The organism is Nocardia inohanensis NBRC 100128, from assembly GCF_001612945.1.
GTDB lineage: Bacteria > Actinomycetota > Actinomycetes > Mycobacteriales > Mycobacteriaceae > Nocardia > Nocardia inohanensis.
This window is the reverse complement of record NZ_BDBK01000007.1, coordinates 249,768-264,327: the sequence shown is the minus strand read 5'-3', so window position 1 is coordinate 264,327 and position 14,560 is coordinate 249,768. Positions and strand designations below refer to the sequence as shown.

20 protein-coding genes and 1 riboswitch are annotated in these 14,560 nt (G+C 68.2%); of the genes, 12 read left to right on the top strand and 8 right to left on the bottom strand.

All coding sequences use genetic code 11. The features are described from left to right. Positions 1 to 57 precede the first annotated feature (57 nt). A complete protein-coding gene (locus NI1_RS15365; RefSeq protein ID WP_067820352.1) occupies positions 58 to 855 on the top strand; it encodes a phytanoyl-CoA dioxygenase family protein in 798 nt (265 codons plus the stop codon). Between the two features lies 1 nt (position 856). Here NI1_RS15365 and NI1_RS15360 read toward each other — a convergent pair whose 3' ends face one another. Then, positions 857 to 1,651 carry an LLM class flavin-dependent oxidoreductase gene (locus NI1_RS15360; RefSeq protein ID WP_067820348.1) on the bottom strand — a complete coding sequence of 265 codons (795 nt, stop codon included), beginning with the start codon at positions 1,649 to 1,651 and terminating at the stop codon, positions 857 to 859. A 190-nt stretch (positions 1,652 to 1,841) separates the two neighbouring features. Here NI1_RS15360 and NI1_RS15355 point away from each other — a divergent pair, with 190 nt between their 5' ends. Beyond that, complete coding sequence (locus NI1_RS15355) at positions 1,842 to 2,501, top strand: vWA domain-containing protein (RefSeq protein ID WP_157535127.1); 660 nt, start codon at positions 1,842 to 1,844, stop codon at positions 2,499 to 2,501. Here NI1_RS15355 and NI1_RS15350 read toward each other — a convergent pair whose 3' ends face one another. Both NI1_RS15350 and NI1_RS15345 read right to left on the bottom strand, forming a co-directional pair. Next, entirely contained in the window at positions 2,502 to 3,164 is a 663-nt protein-coding gene (locus tag NI1_RS15350) for a response regulator transcription factor (protein WP_067820597.1), read from the bottom strand. Positions 3,165 to 3,193: 29 nt separating this feature from the next. Further along, a complete protein-coding gene (locus tag NI1_RS15345) occupies positions 3,194 to 4,432 on the bottom strand; it encodes a sensor histidine kinase (RefSeq protein ID WP_067820346.1) in 1,239 nt (412 codons plus the stop codon). A 126-nt stretch (positions 4,433 to 4,558) separates the two neighbouring features. Between NI1_RS15345 and NI1_RS15340 the strand changes: the two genes are divergently transcribed. Both NI1_RS15340 and NI1_RS15335 read left to right on the top strand, forming a co-directional pair. After that, entirely contained in the window at positions 4,559 to 5,455 is an 897-nt protein-coding gene (locus NI1_RS15340) for an ABC transporter ATP-binding protein (RefSeq protein WP_067820343.1), read from the top strand. Next, the gene (locus NI1_RS15335; protein ID WP_067820340.1) at positions 5,452 to 6,300 is read left to right on the top strand and encodes an ABC transporter permease; all 849 of its coding nucleotides are present in this window, start codon (positions 5,452 to 5,454) and stop codon (positions 6,298 to 6,300) included. The genes NI1_RS15340 and NI1_RS15335 overlap by 4 nt, the downstream gene beginning before the upstream one ends. Here NI1_RS15335 and NI1_RS15330 read toward each other — a convergent pair. Next, on the bottom strand, positions 6,240 to 6,899 hold the full coding sequence (locus NI1_RS15330; RefSeq protein WP_067820336.1) for a TetR/AcrR family transcriptional regulator: 660 nt from the start codon (positions 6,897 to 6,899) through the stop codon (positions 6,240 to 6,242). The genes NI1_RS15335 and NI1_RS15330 overlap by 61 nt on opposite strands. A 104-nt stretch (positions 6,900 to 7,003) precedes the next feature. On the opposite strand from NI1_RS15330, the gene NI1_RS15325 reads away from it, so the two are divergent. The 5 genes from NI1_RS15325 to NI1_RS15305 all read left to right on the top strand — a co-directional run bounded on the left by NI1_RS15325 (position 7,004) and on the right by NI1_RS15305 (position 9,609). Continuing rightward, on the top strand, positions 7,004 to 7,651 hold the full coding sequence (locus tag NI1_RS15325) for an FMN-dependent NADH-azoreductase (protein WP_067820594.1): 648 nt from the start codon (positions 7,004 to 7,006) through the stop codon (positions 7,649 to 7,651). A 1-nt stretch (position 7,652) separates the two neighbouring features. Continuing rightward, the gene (locus NI1_RS15320; protein WP_067820334.1) at positions 7,653 to 7,973 is read left to right on the top strand and encodes a DMT family transporter; all 321 of its coding nucleotides are present in this window, start codon (positions 7,653 to 7,655) and stop codon (positions 7,971 to 7,973) included. A 30-nt stretch (positions 7,974 to 8,003) separates the two neighbouring features. Next, positions 8,004 to 8,450 (top strand): SRPBCC family protein, encoded by a 447-nt coding sequence (locus tag NI1_RS15315; protein ID WP_067820332.1) that lies wholly within the window; start codon positions 8,004 to 8,006, stop codon positions 8,448 to 8,450. A gap of 141 nt (positions 8,451 to 8,591) precedes the next feature. Continuing rightward, a complete protein-coding gene (locus NI1_RS15310) occupies positions 8,592 to 9,089 on the top strand; it encodes a hypothetical protein (protein WP_157535126.1) in 498 nt (165 codons plus the stop codon). 76 nt (positions 9,090 to 9,165) lie between these two features. Beyond that, complete coding sequence (locus tag NI1_RS15305; RefSeq protein ID WP_067820326.1) at positions 9,166 to 9,609, top strand: OsmC family peroxiredoxin; 444 nt, start codon at positions 9,166 to 9,168, stop codon at positions 9,607 to 9,609. Positions 9,610 to 9,669: 60 nt separating this feature from the next. On the opposite strand, the gene NI1_RS15300 is transcribed toward NI1_RS15305, so the two are convergent. The 3 genes from NI1_RS15300 to NI1_RS15290 form a co-directional block, all read right to left on the bottom strand. Beyond that, entirely contained in the window at positions 9,670 to 10,455 is a 786-nt protein-coding gene (locus NI1_RS15300; RefSeq protein ID WP_067820323.1) for a CbtA family protein, read from the bottom strand. Then, positions 10,446 to 10,640, bottom strand: a complete 195-nt coding sequence (locus NI1_RS15295; RefSeq protein WP_067820320.1) for a CbtB domain-containing protein — start codon at positions 10,638 to 10,640, stop codon at positions 10,446 to 10,448. Before NI1_RS15295 ends, NI1_RS15300 begins: the two co-directional genes overlap by 10 nt. A 36-nt stretch (positions 10,641 to 10,676) precedes the next feature. Then, positions 10,677 to 10,835: riboswitch (cobalamin riboswitch) on the bottom strand. An 18-nt stretch (positions 10,836 to 10,853) separates the two neighbouring features. Beyond that, entirely contained in the window at positions 10,854 to 11,165 is a 312-nt protein-coding gene (locus NI1_RS15290) for an antibiotic biosynthesis monooxygenase family protein (RefSeq protein WP_067820317.1), read from the bottom strand. Between the two features lie 55 nt (positions 11,166 to 11,220). Here NI1_RS15290 and NI1_RS15285 point away from each other — a divergent pair, with 55 nt between their 5' ends. The 3 genes from NI1_RS15285 to NI1_RS15275 all read left to right on the top strand — a co-directional run bounded on the left by NI1_RS15285 (position 11,221) and on the right by NI1_RS15275 (position 14,186). Next, positions 11,221 to 11,964, top strand: a complete 744-nt coding sequence (locus NI1_RS15285) for an alpha/beta fold hydrolase (protein ID WP_067820314.1) — start codon at positions 11,221 to 11,223, stop codon at positions 11,962 to 11,964. A gap of 77 nt (positions 11,965 to 12,041) precedes the next feature. Further along, positions 12,042 to 13,214, top strand: coding sequence for an acyl-CoA dehydrogenase family protein (locus tag NI1_RS15280; protein ID WP_067820311.1), 1,173 nt, complete (start codon positions 12,042 to 12,044; stop codon positions 13,212 to 13,214). 162 nt (positions 13,215 to 13,376) lie between these two features. Then, positions 13,377 to 14,186, top strand: coding sequence for an enoyl-CoA hydratase/isomerase family protein (locus NI1_RS15275; RefSeq protein ID WP_067820307.1), 810 nt, complete (start codon positions 13,377 to 13,379; stop codon positions 14,184 to 14,186). Positions 14,187 to 14,201: 15 nt separating this feature from the next. Here the strand turns inward: NI1_RS15275 and NI1_RS15270 are convergent, their stop codons facing one another. Beyond that, positions 14,202 to 14,480: a DUF4190 domain-containing protein gene (locus NI1_RS15270; RefSeq protein ID WP_067820304.1), complete on the bottom strand. Its 279-nt coding sequence runs from the start codon at positions 14,478 to 14,480 to the stop codon at positions 14,202 to 14,204. Between the last annotated feature and the right edge of the window lie 80 nt (positions 14,481 to 14,560).

Here is a 14,560-nt window from a genome sequence, read left to right as displayed (position 1 = left end):
TGGCGGCCGTCCGCCGGAATCGCCATCCTCGGAAGGTTCGACGACGAAGGGAACTCGATGCCGGTGCCGCCAGCGCTCAGCGAAACCCAGATCGAAGCGTTCATCACCGACGGCTTCGTGAAGGTGGAATCCGCCTTCCCGGCGGAAGTCGCCGCGGCCGGCCGCGAAATCCTGTGGCGGGCAACCGGATGCGATCCGAACGACCCTGCCACCTGGACCAGCCCGGTGATCCGCCTCGGTGATCACGCCGAACCACCGTTCGCCGCGGCCGTGAACGCACCCCTGCTCCGTGCCGCCTTCGACCAACTGGTCGGCCCCGGCCGCTGGTTGCCTCGAAAAAGCCTCGGCACCTGGCCCATTCGCTTCCCCAGCCCGGAGCCCCCCGGCGACGACGGCTGGCATGTGGACGCCAGTTTCCCCGGCGACGACCCCGGAAATTTTCTGCGCTGGCGCCTCAACCTGCACTCCCGAGGCCGAGCCCTGCTCATGCTCTTCCTCTTCTCCGACATCACCCCCGAAGACGCCCCCACCCGCATCCGCGCAGGTTCCCATCTCCGCCTGCCGAAGGTCCTCGAACCTCTGGGCGACGCGGGCGCGGAAATGATCGCCCTCACCGACTGCTACGCCTCGACCGCCGATCTCCCCGAGACCCTGGCCACCGGCCGAGCCGGCGACGTCTACCTCTGCCACCCCTTCCTCGTGCACGCCGCCCAGCCCCACCACGGCCGGAATCCGAGGTTCCTGGCCCAACCGCCCCTCCTACTCCGCGAACCCTGCGTACTCGACCGCCCCGACGGCGACTACTCACCCGTGGAACTGGCCATCCGCCGCGGCCTCGCCGAAGTTCCCGCCTGAGTCAGCGGAACCGGGCCACCAGCGGCGCGACGGGCTGGGCGAGTTCGGCGGGGACCAGTAGTTCGTCGATGCCGTACTTCTCGCGCCGGTACTCCAGGATTTCCGCGGCGGCGGCCGGATCGGCGGGGAGCAGGGCGGCGGCGCCGGCGTCGCGGAGTTGGTCGATGGTGACGCCCAGTCGCCGGCTCACGAAATAGGGCAGCTGTTCGCCGATTCCCACCAGTTGCAGGCTGAAGCTGATCGGGCGATCGGTGTGATCGCGGACGATGGCGACGATATCGGCGAGATCCTGCTCGGTAGCGGCGGGCTGCACGGCGAGGTGGATGCGGTCGGCGAGCTGGGCGGCGGTGGCCAGCATGCGGGGCCCGGAGGCGGCCAGCACGATGGGCGGTGCGGGTTGCACGGTGGCGCGCACGGTTTCGATGACCTCGATCAGCTGTTGCCGGCGCTGCCCGGCGGAACCCCAAGCCACACCGAGTTTTCCGGCCTCACCGGCGGCGTCGGGGCGGCCGGAGCCGAGTCCGAGTTCGAAGCGGCCGTCCGAAAGCAATTGCAGCGCCGAGGCTTCGCGGGCGGTGGCGGTGGGGGTGCGCATGGGGGCGGCGAGGACGTTCGGGCGCAGGCGGATGCGCTCGGTGACGGCGGCCGCCGCCGCCAGTGCGGGCAGGGGGGAGGGCGTGTAGAGGGTGTCCGGGAGCAGCAGGATCGCATAGCCCTGCGCTTCCGCGCCCTGGGCGGCGCGTACCCATTCGGATCCGGATCGGGGGGCGGTGACGAGGCCGAAGTTCATGGTCATGCTTCGAGCATGCGCGGCGCCGATTGTCGGGGAATCTGTTTCCGGACGGTACTTCGACTACGTCCGAATACGTACTGCGTTGACGGCCCGGTCCCGAATCGAGCAGCGCTGCAAGGAAATGACCCGGTGGGTTGCAAGCCGCCGCTCGTACCGTCGCAGCATTCAGATGGCCGAGTTCGGGGGTAGAACGATGACGAATCCACATCTCACGCTGCTGGCGGTCCTGCTGGACCGCTCGGGTTCGATGCAGTCCATCAAGTCCGATACCGAGGGCGGTTTCGCGGCCTACATGGAGGAACAGCGCCGCTCGGCACAGCCCGGCGAGACCGTCGAGGTGACCCTCGCCCAGTTCGACACCGAATACGATCTGGTCTACGCCAACCGCCCGCTGCCCGCCGTCCCGCCCCTGGAGCTGCAACCGCGCGGCATGACCGCCCTCTACGACGCGGTCGGCCGGCTGATCACCGATGTGGGTGCGGAGCTCGCCGCCCGCCCCGAACCCGCCCGCCCCGGCACCGTCGTCGTGGTGGTCCTCACCGACGGCCACGAGAACTCCAGCAAGGAATGGTCGCATCACGCCGTCCGCGCGCTGATCACCCAGCAGCAGGACGTCTACAACTGGGACTTCCTGTTCCTGGGCGCGAACATGGACGCCGTATCCATCGGCACCGCAATGGGTTTCGCCCCGCAGCAATCCATCACCTACGCCCCCGGCGCCGCCGGCGTCTCGAACGTCTTCCGCGCCGCCTCCCGCAACACCTCGGACCTGAAGTCCCAGCGCCACATGCGAGCCCGTCAGCGCCGGGGCTTCACCGACCAGGAACGCTCCGAATCCAATCCGGGCAACTGATCACTGCCAGCCCGGCCGCACCAGTCCCGACTCGTAGGCCATCACGACCAGCTGGGTGCGGTCACGGGCATTGAGCTTCAACAGGATTCGGCTCACATGGGTGCGCGCCGTGGCGGGGCTCATGTACAGCCGTTCGGCGATCTCGGCATTGGTGAGCCCCTCGGCGACCAGCGCCATGACTTCGCGTTCGCGATCGGTGAGTTCCGAAAGTTCGGCCACCGGTGCGGGTTTGGCGTGCGTGGCGAACTCGGCGACCAGGCGTCTGGTGACGCTGGGGGAGAGCAGCGCGTCGCCGCCCGCCACCACCCGGATCGCTTTGATCAGGTCGGCGGGTTCGGTGTGCTTGACCAGGAACCCGGTGGCCCCGGAACGCATTGCCTCGAAGACGTATTCGTCGAGTTCGAAGGTGGTCAGCACGACCACTTTCACCTCGGCGAGCGCGGCATCGGCGGCGATGGCGCGGGTGGCGGCGAGGCCGTCGAGGACGGGCATGCGGATATCCATGAGCACCACGTCGGGGGTGTGCTCGCGGGCCAGCCGCACCGCCTGCTCACCGTTGTCGGCCTCGCCGACCACCTCGATATCGTCCTGGGCATCGAGCAGCGCCACGAAGCCCGCCCGCACCAGGGCCTGATCGTCGGCGATCACCACTCGGATACCCATCTGCCCATCCTCCCTGTCGAGTTCCATAGCTATGCGGCCGGTTCCGGCCGGGCCAGGTGGGTGGGCAAGCGGGCGGTGACCCGGAAGCCGCCGTCCGCCTTGGGTTCGGCGGAGATCTGCCCGCCCAGCGCGCGCACCCGTTCGGTCATGCCGGTAATGCCGTGCCCGCCGACGGAAGTCGGCGCGGGAATGCGGGTCGGCCGGGTGTTGTCGATGGTCAATTGCAGGCGATCGGCCGAATAGTTCAGCGTGACAAGCACACTCGCGCCCGGAGCATGCCGCACCACATTGGTGAGCGACTCCTGCACGATGCGCGCCGCCGCCACATCCACCACGGCCGGCAGCCGCTGCCGCGCACCGGTCACGGCGGTATGCACCACCAGCCCGGCGGCGCGGGCGGGTGCGGTGAGATTGTCGAGATCGGTGATGCCGACGGTGGGCGCGGTCGGCGCGCTGACGGTGCCGGCGTTGCTGGTCCCCGCCCCGGCCCGGATGGACCGCAGCAGCGCGTGCACCTCACCGAGCGCGTCCTTGCTCGCGGTCTTGATGGCCGCCAGCGCGGTGGCCGCCTGCTCGGGCTTGCGGTCGATGAGTTCCAGCGCCACCGACGACTGCACATTGATGAGCGAGAGGCTGTGCGCCAGCACGTCGTGCAGTTCCCGGGCGATGGCGAGCCGTTCCTCGCTGGCCCGCTGCTCCCGCTCGGCGAGTTCCCGCGCCTGCTCGGCGTGCTCGCGTTCCCGCTCGGCCTGTTCGTTGCGCCGCGCCTCCGCTTCGCGCTCCCGGCGCGCCCGCACCGCCGCCCGCCGCTGCCGCAGTCCCTCGGCGATGGCGACCAGCACGACCAGCCACGCCAGCAGCCCGAATTCCTGCCACACATCGGTGTCGTAGCCGCGCCATCCCGGCACCGGCCAGACCATCAGCAGATATCCGACGGGCACCGAACTGTAGGTGTACCACCGTGATCCGCGCACCGCCGCGGTCAGGAAGGCGATCACCAGTGAGACGAAGATCGGCCCGTACCCGTACCCGATGAGCAGGAACGCGCAGGTAACCGTGAGCACCGCGTAGAAGACCGGCAGCGGATACCGATTGCGCATTAGCAATAGCAGCGGTCCCGCCGCCAGCAGCGCGTATCCGAACGCGTCCAGCGCCCGGATCCCGGTCTGATGCCTGCTCGCCAGCGTGCCCGCCCCCAATTGCACGGCGGCGACGACCACGGCGAGCGCGATATCCCACCGTCCGATTCGTCCCCCACTCGACTCCATAGCTGCACGGTAATGCCGTACGCGCGCCCGCGGCACCCGCTCGGCCCGAAATACGTCTGGATACGTACGCCGGATCGCGCCCCGCGCCGGATGTTCCGTCGCAGGTCGGAGCGGATTCTTGAAGTCATGAACGAAGCGATTGTCAGCACCGACAGGTTGACGAAACGCTACGGCCCCCACACCGCCGTGGACGCCGTGAGCATGACCGTCCACCGCGGTGAGATCTACGGTTTCCTCGGCCTGAACGGGGCGGGCAAGACCACCACCCTGCGCATGCTGGTGGGCCTCATCCGGCCCTCCGGCGGCACCGCGACGGTGCTCGGGCAGCGCCCGGGTGTCCCGGATACCTTGCGCCGCATGGGCGTTCTGATCGAGGGCCCGGGTTTCTACCCCTACCTGTCCGGCCGCGACAATCTGCGCGTACTGGCGAAGTACCGTGTTGTCGGCCGCGACGAGGTGGAGCAGGTGCTCGATCGAGTCAAGCTGACCGATCGCGGCGATGACGAATTCCGCACCTATTCGCTCGGCATGAAGCAGCGCCTGGGCGTGGCGGCGACCCTGCTCGGCCACCCCGACCTGCTGATTCTCGACGAACCCACCAATGGTCTCGATCCGGCCGGCATGGCCGAGATGCGGGAGCTCATCACCGGATTGGCCGCCGACGGGCACACCGTCGTGCTCTCCAGTCACCTGCTCAGCGAAGTGCAGGAGATCTGTGATCGGGTCGGCGTCATCTCCGGCGGACGACTGCTCACCGAGTCCACGGTGCGTGAACTACGTGGCGCGGCATCGCTTTTCGTCCGCGCCGAACCGCTAGAGCTGGCGTACCCGGCGGTGCGCCGGGTGGTCGGCGATCGATCCGCACTGCTGACCGCCACCGGCATCAGAGTCGACGCCGGGGTGGCAAAGGCGCCCGCGGTAGCGCGTGCGGTGATCGAGGCGGGCGCGGACCTGCTGGAGCTGCGCAGCGATGAGAAATCCCTGGAAGAAGTCTTCTTCGAGATGACGGAGTCGGTGAAATGACTGACCTGATGGCCGCGACCCGGGCCGAACTGCTGCGCCTGCGCAAATGGCCCGCGTTCTGGATCGTGCTCGGGACGTGGATCCTGTTGAATCTCACGTTCGCCTACCTGTTCAACTATCTGGCCTACACGACCGGCGACAGCAGCCGGATGTCCAATGGCCAGCCGCGAGAAGTGCTGTTGCAGTTGATGCTTCCGGCCGCGGTGCCCGAGGTCTTCACCCAGGGCATGGCCATGTTCGGTGGCGCGCTCATGCTGGTGCTGGGTGCGCTGGCCACCGGTAGCGGCTACGGCTGGGGAACCTGGAAAACCGTGCTCAGCCAGGGACCTTCGCGGGCCGCGGCGGCCGGCGGCGTGCTGGTGAGCCTGGCCGCGACGGTGATCGCGCTGGTGCTGGTCGCCTTCGTCGTCGATACCGGGGTGGCGGCGCTCATCGGCGGTACCGAGGGGCGGTCGCTCGCGCTGCCGTCGATCGGCCGGATCGTGCTCGGAATCGCTTCCGGCACCGCGATTCTGGGCATGTGGACCCTCGCGGGGGCGGTGATCGGTGTGATCGCCCGTGGACCGGCGCTCGCCGTCGGCCTGGGGCTGGTCTGGGTATTGGTGGTGGAGAACCTGCTTCGAGGGGTAGCGGGGATCTTCTCACCGATCGCGGCGATCACCGATCATCTGCCCGGTACCGCCGCGGGTTCGCTGGCCGGTTCCCTGCGCACCACGGGCGGACCCGCCACCCCGGGCGTCCTGGATGCGTTGAGCCGCAACGAATCCCTGATCACGCTCGCCGTCTACGTGGCGCTGTTCGTGGCGGGAACCGTGTTCCTGATCCGCCGCCGCGATATGGCCTGACCGAATACCCCGATTGCCAATCCGCCGAGCGCGGTCGTGATCTCTTCGGAGGTCAGGCCGCGCTCGCGTTGCTGCTGGTAGACCTCGGCGGCGAGCGGGGCCAGCAGGATATCCACCAGCGAATCGGGCTGCGGCACACCGGCTTCGGTCAGCAGGGACCGTACATGCACCGCCCAGAATTGGTAGGCCCCGGTCTTGAACCGCGCACTGCCCGCCTCCGCGCCCAGCACCAGGTTGGCATGCGTATCGAGCAGTTCGACCATGGCGGCGTAGAACGCGGCCAGGCGTTCGGCGGGCGGAGCACCGGGCCCCAGCGGTGGCTCCCCGCGCAAAAGCTTTTCCTGCAAAGCCCTTTCGTGCTCGTCGAGCAGGGCCATGGCGATCGACCCGACATCCGGATACCGCCGGTACAGCGTCCCGCGCCCCACCCCGGCCGCCTTGGCGATGTCGTCCATGGTCACCGTGCGTGGATCACGCGACCCGAACAGCCCCGCCGCCGCTTGCAGAATCTTGGCCCGGTTGCGGGCCGCGTCGGCGCGTTCGACCGGTGCGGCAGGCGTCTGCTGATCGTTCAGCAGCGGTAGTCCGACGGGTTCCATGCAGCTCACTGTAGCCGCAGCGGAATAAGTGGACAAGCTGTCCGGTTGTGCTCTACTGTTCGAATCAGCAAACGGACACAATGTCCACTTGATTGGAGAACGCCATGCCGAACCTGCTGCACCTCGATTCCAGCGCCCGCCGCACCTCGATTAGCCGTGAACTCAGCGGCGTATTCGCCGACGCCTGGAAGGCCGAGCACCCGGACGGTGGTTACACCTACCGCGACCTGGCCGCCGAACCCGTTCCGTTCATCGGCGAAGGCTGGGCGGAGCTCTGCGACCGGGTCCTCGCGCACGGCAGCACCGACCTCGATCATCTGGCGGATCTGGTGAATTCGCCTGCGCAACAGCGGGCGTGGGCGATCGTCGAACCGCTGCTGAGCGAGGTGCGCGCCGCCGATGTGGTGCTCATCGGCACCCCGATGTACAACTACTCGATCCCGGCCAGCCTGAAGGCTTGGCTGGATCAGATCACCTTCCCGCGAATGTCGCTGGCCCCCAGCCGATTCGTGGTCACCACGGCCCGCGGCGGTGCCTATTCGCCCGGTGCGCCCAAGGCCGTCTACGACTACCAGGAGCGCTACCTGCGCGACTTCTTCGCGGGCCACTTCGCCGTCACCGACACCGTTTTCGTGAACGCGGAACTGGTCAATTCCCGCCAGGACCCCGCCCTGGCCCACCTGCGCGACAAGCACGACGAGTCCTATGCGGCGGCCCTGGAGGCGGCGCGCCGGCTCGGCAAGGAGTACTGAAATGAACTGGCTGATACTGGGTTTGGCCGGCGTGGTGGAGATCGCCTGGTCGCAGTCCATCAAACCGACCCAGAATTTCACCAAGCCGCTGCCCACGCTGATCTGCTTCGTGCTCGCCGCGGTCGCGGTCTACCTGCTCTCCTACGCCATGCAATCGCTCCCGGTCGGCACCGCCTACGCGGTCTTCACCGGTATCGGCGCGGTGGGCGCGATCGGCCTCGGTGTGCTCATCCAGAAGGACCCGCTCAGCGCCGGCCGCGTGCTCGCCCTGACCATGATCATCGGCGGCATCGTGCTGGCAAGGGTGACCAATCCCGAATGACGCCCGCTCGGGGCGGTATCGTGCCGCCCCATGAACGTTGCGCCGATCCGGCCTCCCGACCTCTCCGCGCGGCCGTTCTTCCTGGCCACCGAGCGCATCATGGCGGCCTCGCCCGCCGAGCTGTATCGCATGTGCACCCAGCAACTCTCCCTGTGGTTCGCCGATCCCGGATCGGTGCTCATGCGCGCCGCCGTCAACGAACCGTTCTTCTTCACCGCCGGCGGCGGGCACCCGCACTACGGCCGCTTCCTGCGCCTCATTCCGGACCGATTGGTCGAATTGACCTGGGTGACCGGGCCGGGCGGCACCGAGGGCGTGGAAACCGTTCTCACCGTTGAATTCACCGACCACGGCGCGGGCACCGTCCTGCTCCTCACCCACGCCGGCTTCCCCAATGCCGCCTCTCGCGATCGCCACGAGAAGTCCTGGCCGCTGGTGCTCGCGCAATGGGACGAGCGCGCATCGGCCGCGGTGTGAGCCGGTTCGCCGCTGCCCCGGAATTCTGCTGCCCCCAAAAGTGATGGCCCGCCGGATCGTTTCCCGATGTAATGATCCGGGGGCGGCTGCGCGATCTCCGGAGGTGACCGAGTCGCTTTCGAGGATGTGGGGTAACGCCAAGTGAGAGTTGCCGTTTCGACCCTGATGCTGGCTGCGGCCGTACTCGGGCTGAGTGCTTGCACGAGTGAGCAGAGCGCCCCACCCGCCACCTCCAGTGCGGTCCAGGCCTCCGCCGCCCCCACCTCGATGACATCGAGTAGTCCGGGCGGACAGGGCAATCCGGATGGCACGACCGCGCCGCCCACCACCTCCGCCGGAGGAGCCGTGGCGGATCCCTCGATGCCGGGGTTCGACTGGTGCTCCCGCGTCGGCCTGGCCGATTTGCAGCAGGTGCTGGGCCTGCCGGGTATCGAGATCGACCGCTGGAAGTGTGCCGGCAGCTGGGCGCTGCTGCACTCGGCGCACAGCGAGAAATACCCGCAGCCCACCGGCTATCTGCTGCACCCCAATGCGCAGGGCTTCTGGCATTTGGTCGCCCAGGGCTCCGCGATCGACTGCACCAGCGCGTATGACGTCCCCGCGGCGGTGGCCGCGCAACTGGGCGGCGGCTGCCGATAGTCGCGCAGCGACGGCCCGCGCGCGGTCGGGCGGAGTAGGTTCGACGCGTAAGACTTCAATTCTGGAAAGGACAGTGATGCCTACACGTTCCGCACGCACCGCGTGGACCGGTGGATTGCAGGACGGCTCGGGTCAGGTCGAGCTGGTCAGCTCCGGCGTCGGCAAGTACGACGTCTCGTTCCCGAAGCGTTCGGCCGACAATGCCGACGGCACCACCAGCCCGGAAGAGCTGATCGCCGCCGCGCACTCCTCCTGCTACTCGATGGCCCTCTCGGCCGAGATCGGCCGTGCGGGTGGCACTCCGGAGAGCCTGGACGTGACCGCCGACGTCACGCTGGGCCCGGACCCGGCCGGGGGCTTCCGCATCTCCAATATCAAGCTGACCGTGGCCGGCCGCGCCTCGGGTATCGACGCCGCCGGTTTCCAGGCCGCCGCCGAGGCCGCCAAGGCGGGCTGCCCGGTCTCCAAGGCGCTCACCGGCGTCGAGACCATCGAACTGGACGCGACTTTCGAGTCCTGAGTCCGAGCACGAGAAGGGCGGCGGCGATCGAATGATCACCGCCGCCCTTCGGTATCCGGGTCAGATCCCCGCCGGTACCCGATCGCGACTCGCGAATTCGGTCAGGGCCGCGAACGCCAGCCCGAGTGCCGCCCAGAGCGTGGCGGTCTCGGCCAGCGAGGCCGCCCGGAACTGCCACAGCAGGGTGGCCGGGAAATCGTCCTTCACTTCGTTGATGCCGGGCAGCGCCACGTATCCGATGGCGGTGACCGCCAGGAACGCCACCGTGCCGCCGATGATGCGCACCGTATTCAGCTGTGTACGAAGCAGTTTGAACACGTACACGCCCGCGCCCACGGCCGCGAAGCCGAGCAGTACGACCGCCAGCCACAGCCAGGTGCGCTGATCGATGGTGTCCGGATCGCCCACCGCGGGCGGATTGGCCGGGTACTTGAAGAACGGCACCGCGACAATGGCGAGCCAGCCGGCCGCCGCCAGCCCGAGCGCCAGTTTCGGCCCGGACCACTCGGTGTATCGCCGCGCCACATTGGCGGCGGTGGCCAGCAGCGCGCCCATGGCGATGCCGAACAGGCCCAGCGCCAGGAACTGACCGAACTTCTGACCGGTACGGCTCACGAGGGGTTCTTCCGCGTCGCCGTGCGAATGCCCGCCGGAAGCCTCGGCGGCATCATGCGAATGCGTCTGGGATTGCGCTTCTTCGATGGCGATCGCCGCATCCACCTTGGATTCCCCGATGAGGAAACCCACGGTGCCCGCCAGCAGGCCCGCGATCAGGCCGGCCAGCAGGCCGCGCAGCAAAAGCGTCTTGAGCGAACCCGAAAGGGGCTGGGTTTCGCTCAGTGACACGGGACGCCCAGCAGGTGCCGTCCGTCGTGCATCAGCTCGTGCATGTACATCCCGGTACGGGAGATGACGCCCTGATCGAAACCGACCAGGTACACGGTGAGCAGTGCGAGAAGAACGACAGCCGCGGAGATGAGCAGCGCGTTGAGCGCGTCGGAACTCCGGCTGGGACTGTGGACGATGGCCATGCGAGTCCTCCTTGGGGATTTCGCGTCCCCCTCGAGTTGGGTTGCGACGATGCCGGGTGTCTGGCTCTTCCGGCACCCACCCCGGACTCGGGACTTGTGCGTGGATAACAGTGGCGCGACCGCCCCGGAATCACACCGGGTTACCCGTCACCGTCGCTTACTTCACTCCGAAGAGTGACATCCACGCTGGCCTGGCGTCAATACGGGGTCCGATCAGGCGTTCTTGCCCTGCACGTCGAGGACGACCTCGAACTCCAGCAGCGAGGCGCCGGTGGAGACCGGCTTGCGGGCCTCGCCAGCATGCGCTTCGCGGGCCGGGCCGTCGCGCCAGGCTTCGAAGGACTCGTTGGAATCCCACTGTGTGACAACGAAATAGCGGTTGTCACCGGAGACCGGGCGGAGCAGCTGGAAGCCGAGGAAACCGGGGGAGTTCTCGACGGCGTGCGCGCGGGCGGCGAAGCGCTTCTCCAGTTCGGGGCCCGCGCCCTCGGGAACCTCGATTGCGTTGATCTTGACTACTGCCATGGGAGCGAGGCTACCTCGCGCGCCCGCATCGCCCGGATGCCCATAGATTGATTGCGTGTTGTATGACGAAGGCGGCGGCGGTGTTCCGATCCTGCTGTTGCACGGGCTGATGGGCAGTGCGCGGACCTGGGATTCGCACGTGGCTTGGATCCGCGAGTTCGGGCACGTGTACACCTTCGATGCCGCGGGGCACGGGCGGCCCGCGCCGGACGAGCTGACCACCGAGGCGTTCGTGGCGGATTTGGCGGCGGCCACGGCGGAGATCTCCGAGCCCATGGTCGTCATCGGACATTCGATGGGCGGACTGCACGGCTGGATGTTCACCGCCGCGTATCCGGAGCGGGTGCGGGCGCTGGTGGTCGAGGACATCGCGCCGGATTTCCGGGGCCGCACCGCCGCCGATTGGGCCGCCGTGATTTCGGCTTGGCCGCAACCGTTTCCGTCGCGCGAGGCGGTGCTGGAGTTCTTCGGCCCGGTGGCCGGGCGGTACTTCCTCGCCTCCTTCATCGAAGGCCCGGACGGCTTCCGGCTGCACGGTGACATACCGACCTTCCGGGATATCTCCGAGGAGTGGGGGTCACGCGACTTCTGGGCGCAGTGGCGATCGATCACCGTGCCCGCGCTGCTCATCGAGGGCGAGCACACCATCACCCCGCCGGGGCAGATGCGGGAGATGGCGGCGGTGCACCCGGACGCCCGGCACATCGTCATCGCCGACGCCGGGCACCTGGTGCACGATGACCAACCGGCCGCCTACCGGGGCGAAGTCGCGGCCTTCCTACGCCGCGTGCTCGATTGAGGGCGGGTGCCTTCAGTCTTCGGGGGGTCGCGTCGTATGCTCGGCTCGACGCATCCCAGAGTGAATGGTGACCACCGATGATCGATTTCACGATTCCCGCCGAACTCGCCGCCGAACGCGATCGGGTCCGGCAATTCGTCATCGACAAGATCGTTCCCTTCGAGCGCGACCCGCGCCTGACCGCGCACGGGCCCAATGACGAACTGCGTCAGGAAATGGTCGAGCTGGCGCGCGCCGAGGACCTGCTGACCATCCAGGCCCCGAAGGAACTGGGCGGCCGCGGGCTCACCCACGTCGAGCAGGCCGTGCTGTACGAGGCCGCCGGCTGGTCCACCCTCGGCCCGGTCGCCATGAACTGCGCCGCGCCCGACGAAGGCAATATGTTCCTGCTCTCCAAGATCGCCAACCCGGAGCAGACCAAGCAGTACCTCCAGCCGGTCATCGACGGCCACCAGCGCTCGGTATTCGCCATGACCGAACCGGGCGGCGCGGGCTCGGACCCCAACCAGCTGGCCACCGAGGCCGTGTTCGACGGCGAGAACTTCACCGTCAACGGCCGCAAATGGCTGATCACCGGCGCCGACGGCGCCAAGACGTGGATCATCATGGCGCGCTTGGCCGCCAACCCGCACCTGCCCGAAGGCCCGACGCTGTTCCTCTGCGACGGCGACCGGGACGGCATCGTCATCGAGCGGATCATGAACACCATGGACCGCAATTACGTCGGCGGCCACGCGGTGGTGAACTTCGAGAACCTGGTGCTGCCACGCGAATCCGTGCTCGGCGAGACCGGGCAGGCGCTGCGTTACGCCCAATTGCGGCTGGCCCCCGCACGTTTGACGCACTGCATGCGCTGGCTGGGCGCGGCCGAGCGGACCCAGGCCATCGCCGTCGACTACGCCAAGACCCGCACCGCCTTCGGCAAGACCATCGGCGAGCATCAGGGCGTGTCGTTCATGCTGGCGGACAACGAGATCGCACTGCACCAGTGCCGCCTGACCATCTGGCACGCCTGCTGGCTGATGGACCAGGGCGAGAAAGCCCGCCACGAATCCTCGATCGCCAAGTCCTACGTCTCCGAGGAACTGTTCAAGGTCACCGACCGCTGCGTCCAGGTCCTCGGCGGCATCGGCATCTCCGACGAGACGGTCGTCGAAATGATCTTCCGCGATATGCGCGCCTTCCGCCTCTACGACGGCCCCACCGAAGTCCACAAGTACGCCATCGGCCGCAAGTTGTTGCGCGACTGACCAACCGGAGAATCGCCGGGTGACGACTGATCTCGCGAGTTCGGGTGACTCGCCGGGGACGTCCGGAACCCGGCCACGGCCGGATCTGCCAGTCGCCGACGGGACTGTCGGGGCTGCTCAGTCTGGCCTGGAGACGCGGAGAGGCGGGTAGGCTTCCTGGCCATGGGTTCGGAACTGCATGTCGACGTATCCGGTGGAGTCGCGGTGCTCACGCTCAACCGGCCCGCCCAGCAGAACGCGCTCACACCCGCGATGGCCTCGGAAGTCGGTGCGGCGCTGCGCCGCTGCGACAACGACGACGCCATCGGCGCGGTGGTGATCACCGGGACGCCGCCCGCCTTCTGTGCGGGCGCGGACCTGTCGCTGAAGGTCGGCGAGGTCAACGGGTTGATCGACCCGCCGCCCTTCCGCATCCGCAAACCCGTCATCGCCGCGGTGAACGGGCACGCGGTCGGCATCGGCCTGACCATCGCCCTGCAATGCGATCTCCGCTACGTCGCCCGCGATGCCGTCTACGCCCTCAACCAGGTCCGCCGCGGCGCCCTCGCCGACGGCTACGCGCACTGGACCCTGCCCCGCCTGGTCGGCAGCGCCAACGCCGCCGACCTGCTGCTCACCGGCCGCACCTTCGACGGCGACGAAGCCCGCGCCCTGGGCATCGCCAACGCCTGCCTGCCCGCGAGCGAAGTCCTCCCCACCGCCCTCGAAGTGGCCCACGACATCGCCCACGGCTCGGCCCCGCTCCCGGTGGCGCTGTCGAAGCGCCTGCTCTGGGAAGCCCCCACCATGACCCCGGAAACCGTCGGCCGCCTGGAGACCGAGCTCAACGACTACGTGGCCAAATCCACCGACGGCGGCGAAGGCGTAGCCGCCCTCAAGGACCGCCGCCAACCCAAATGGACCGGCACCATCAGCACCGAATGGCCCGCCTGGGACGCCGTCACCGACGGCAAATACCCCGGATTGGACTGAAACCAGCCCTGAGAGCTACGCGTTCCCGCCGATGATCATCAGGATGAACAGGATGGCGAGGGCGATCATCCACAGGGTGCCGATGATGCCGAGGATGTAGCCCACCATCACCTGCACCCGGCCGCCGTAGGCCCCGCCGGAGGCCTCGATGTCGTTCAGGGCGCGCCGACCGAGCACCCAGGCCATCGGCCCGAGGATCCCGCAACAGAACAAGCTGAGCACGCCGAGCAGCAATACCGTCGTCGCATGCTCATGCTCGACGGGGACGCCGATGGGCTGTTCGGGGATGACCACCGCCCGATTTTACGGTCGCGAAGCCGATCTGGGCAGCCGGACGCGCGGTGTTCGCTTGCGCGACACCGTTTCTGGACGCC

Coding starts and splice junctions, on each gene's coding strand:
- NI1_RS15280 (WP_067820311.1), top strand. CDS start 12,042: ATGATCGATTTCACGATTCCCGCCGAACTCGCCGCCGAACGCGATCGG.
- NI1_RS15345 (WP_067820346.1), bottom strand. CDS start 4,432: ATGGAGTCGAGTGGGGGACGAATCGGACGGTGGGATATCGCGCTCGCC.
- NI1_RS15330 (WP_067820336.1), bottom strand. CDS start 6,899: ATGGAACCCGTCGGACTACCGCTGCTGAACGATCAGCAGACGCCTGCC.
- NI1_RS15325 (WP_067820594.1), top strand. CDS start 7,004: ATGCCGAACCTGCTGCACCTCGATTCCAGCGCCCGCCGCACCTCGATT.
- NI1_RS15275 (WP_067820307.1), top strand. CDS start 13,377: ATGGGTTCGGAACTGCATGTCGACGTATCCGGTGGAGTCGCGGTGCTC.
- NI1_RS15290 (WP_067820317.1), bottom strand. CDS start 11,165: ATGGCAGTAGTCAAGATCAACGCAATCGAGGTTCCCGAGGGCGCGGGC.
- NI1_RS15320 (WP_067820334.1), top strand. CDS start 7,653: ATGAACTGGCTGATACTGGGTTTGGCCGGCGTGGTGGAGATCGCCTGG.
- NI1_RS15350 (WP_067820597.1), bottom strand. CDS start 3,164: ATGGGTATCCGAGTGGTGATCGCCGACGATCAGGCCCTGGTGCGGGCG.
- NI1_RS15340 (WP_067820343.1), top strand. CDS start 4,559: ATGAACGAAGCGATTGTCAGCACCGACAGGTTGACGAAACGCTACGGC.
- NI1_RS15305 (WP_067820326.1), top strand. CDS start 9,166: ATGCCTACACGTTCCGCACGCACCGCGTGGACCGGTGGATTGCAGGAC.
- NI1_RS15365 (WP_067820352.1), top strand. CDS start 58: ATGCCGGTGCCGCCAGCGCTCAGCGAAACCCAGATCGAAGCGTTCATC.
- NI1_RS15335 (WP_067820340.1), top strand. CDS start 5,452: ATGACTGACCTGATGGCCGCGACCCGGGCCGAACTGCTGCGCCTGCGC.
- NI1_RS15355 (WP_157535127.1), top strand. CDS start 1,842: ATGACGAATCCACATCTCACGCTGCTGGCGGTCCTGCTGGACCGCTCG.
- NI1_RS15315 (WP_067820332.1), top strand. CDS start 8,004: ATGAACGTTGCGCCGATCCGGCCTCCCGACCTCTCCGCGCGGCCGTTC.
- NI1_RS15295 (WP_067820320.1), bottom strand. CDS start 10,640: ATGGCCATCGTCCACAGTCCCAGCCGGAGTTCCGACGCGCTCAACGCG.
- NI1_RS15360 (WP_067820348.1), bottom strand. CDS start 1,651: ATGACCATGAACTTCGGCCTCGTCACCGCCCCCCGATCCGGATCCGAA.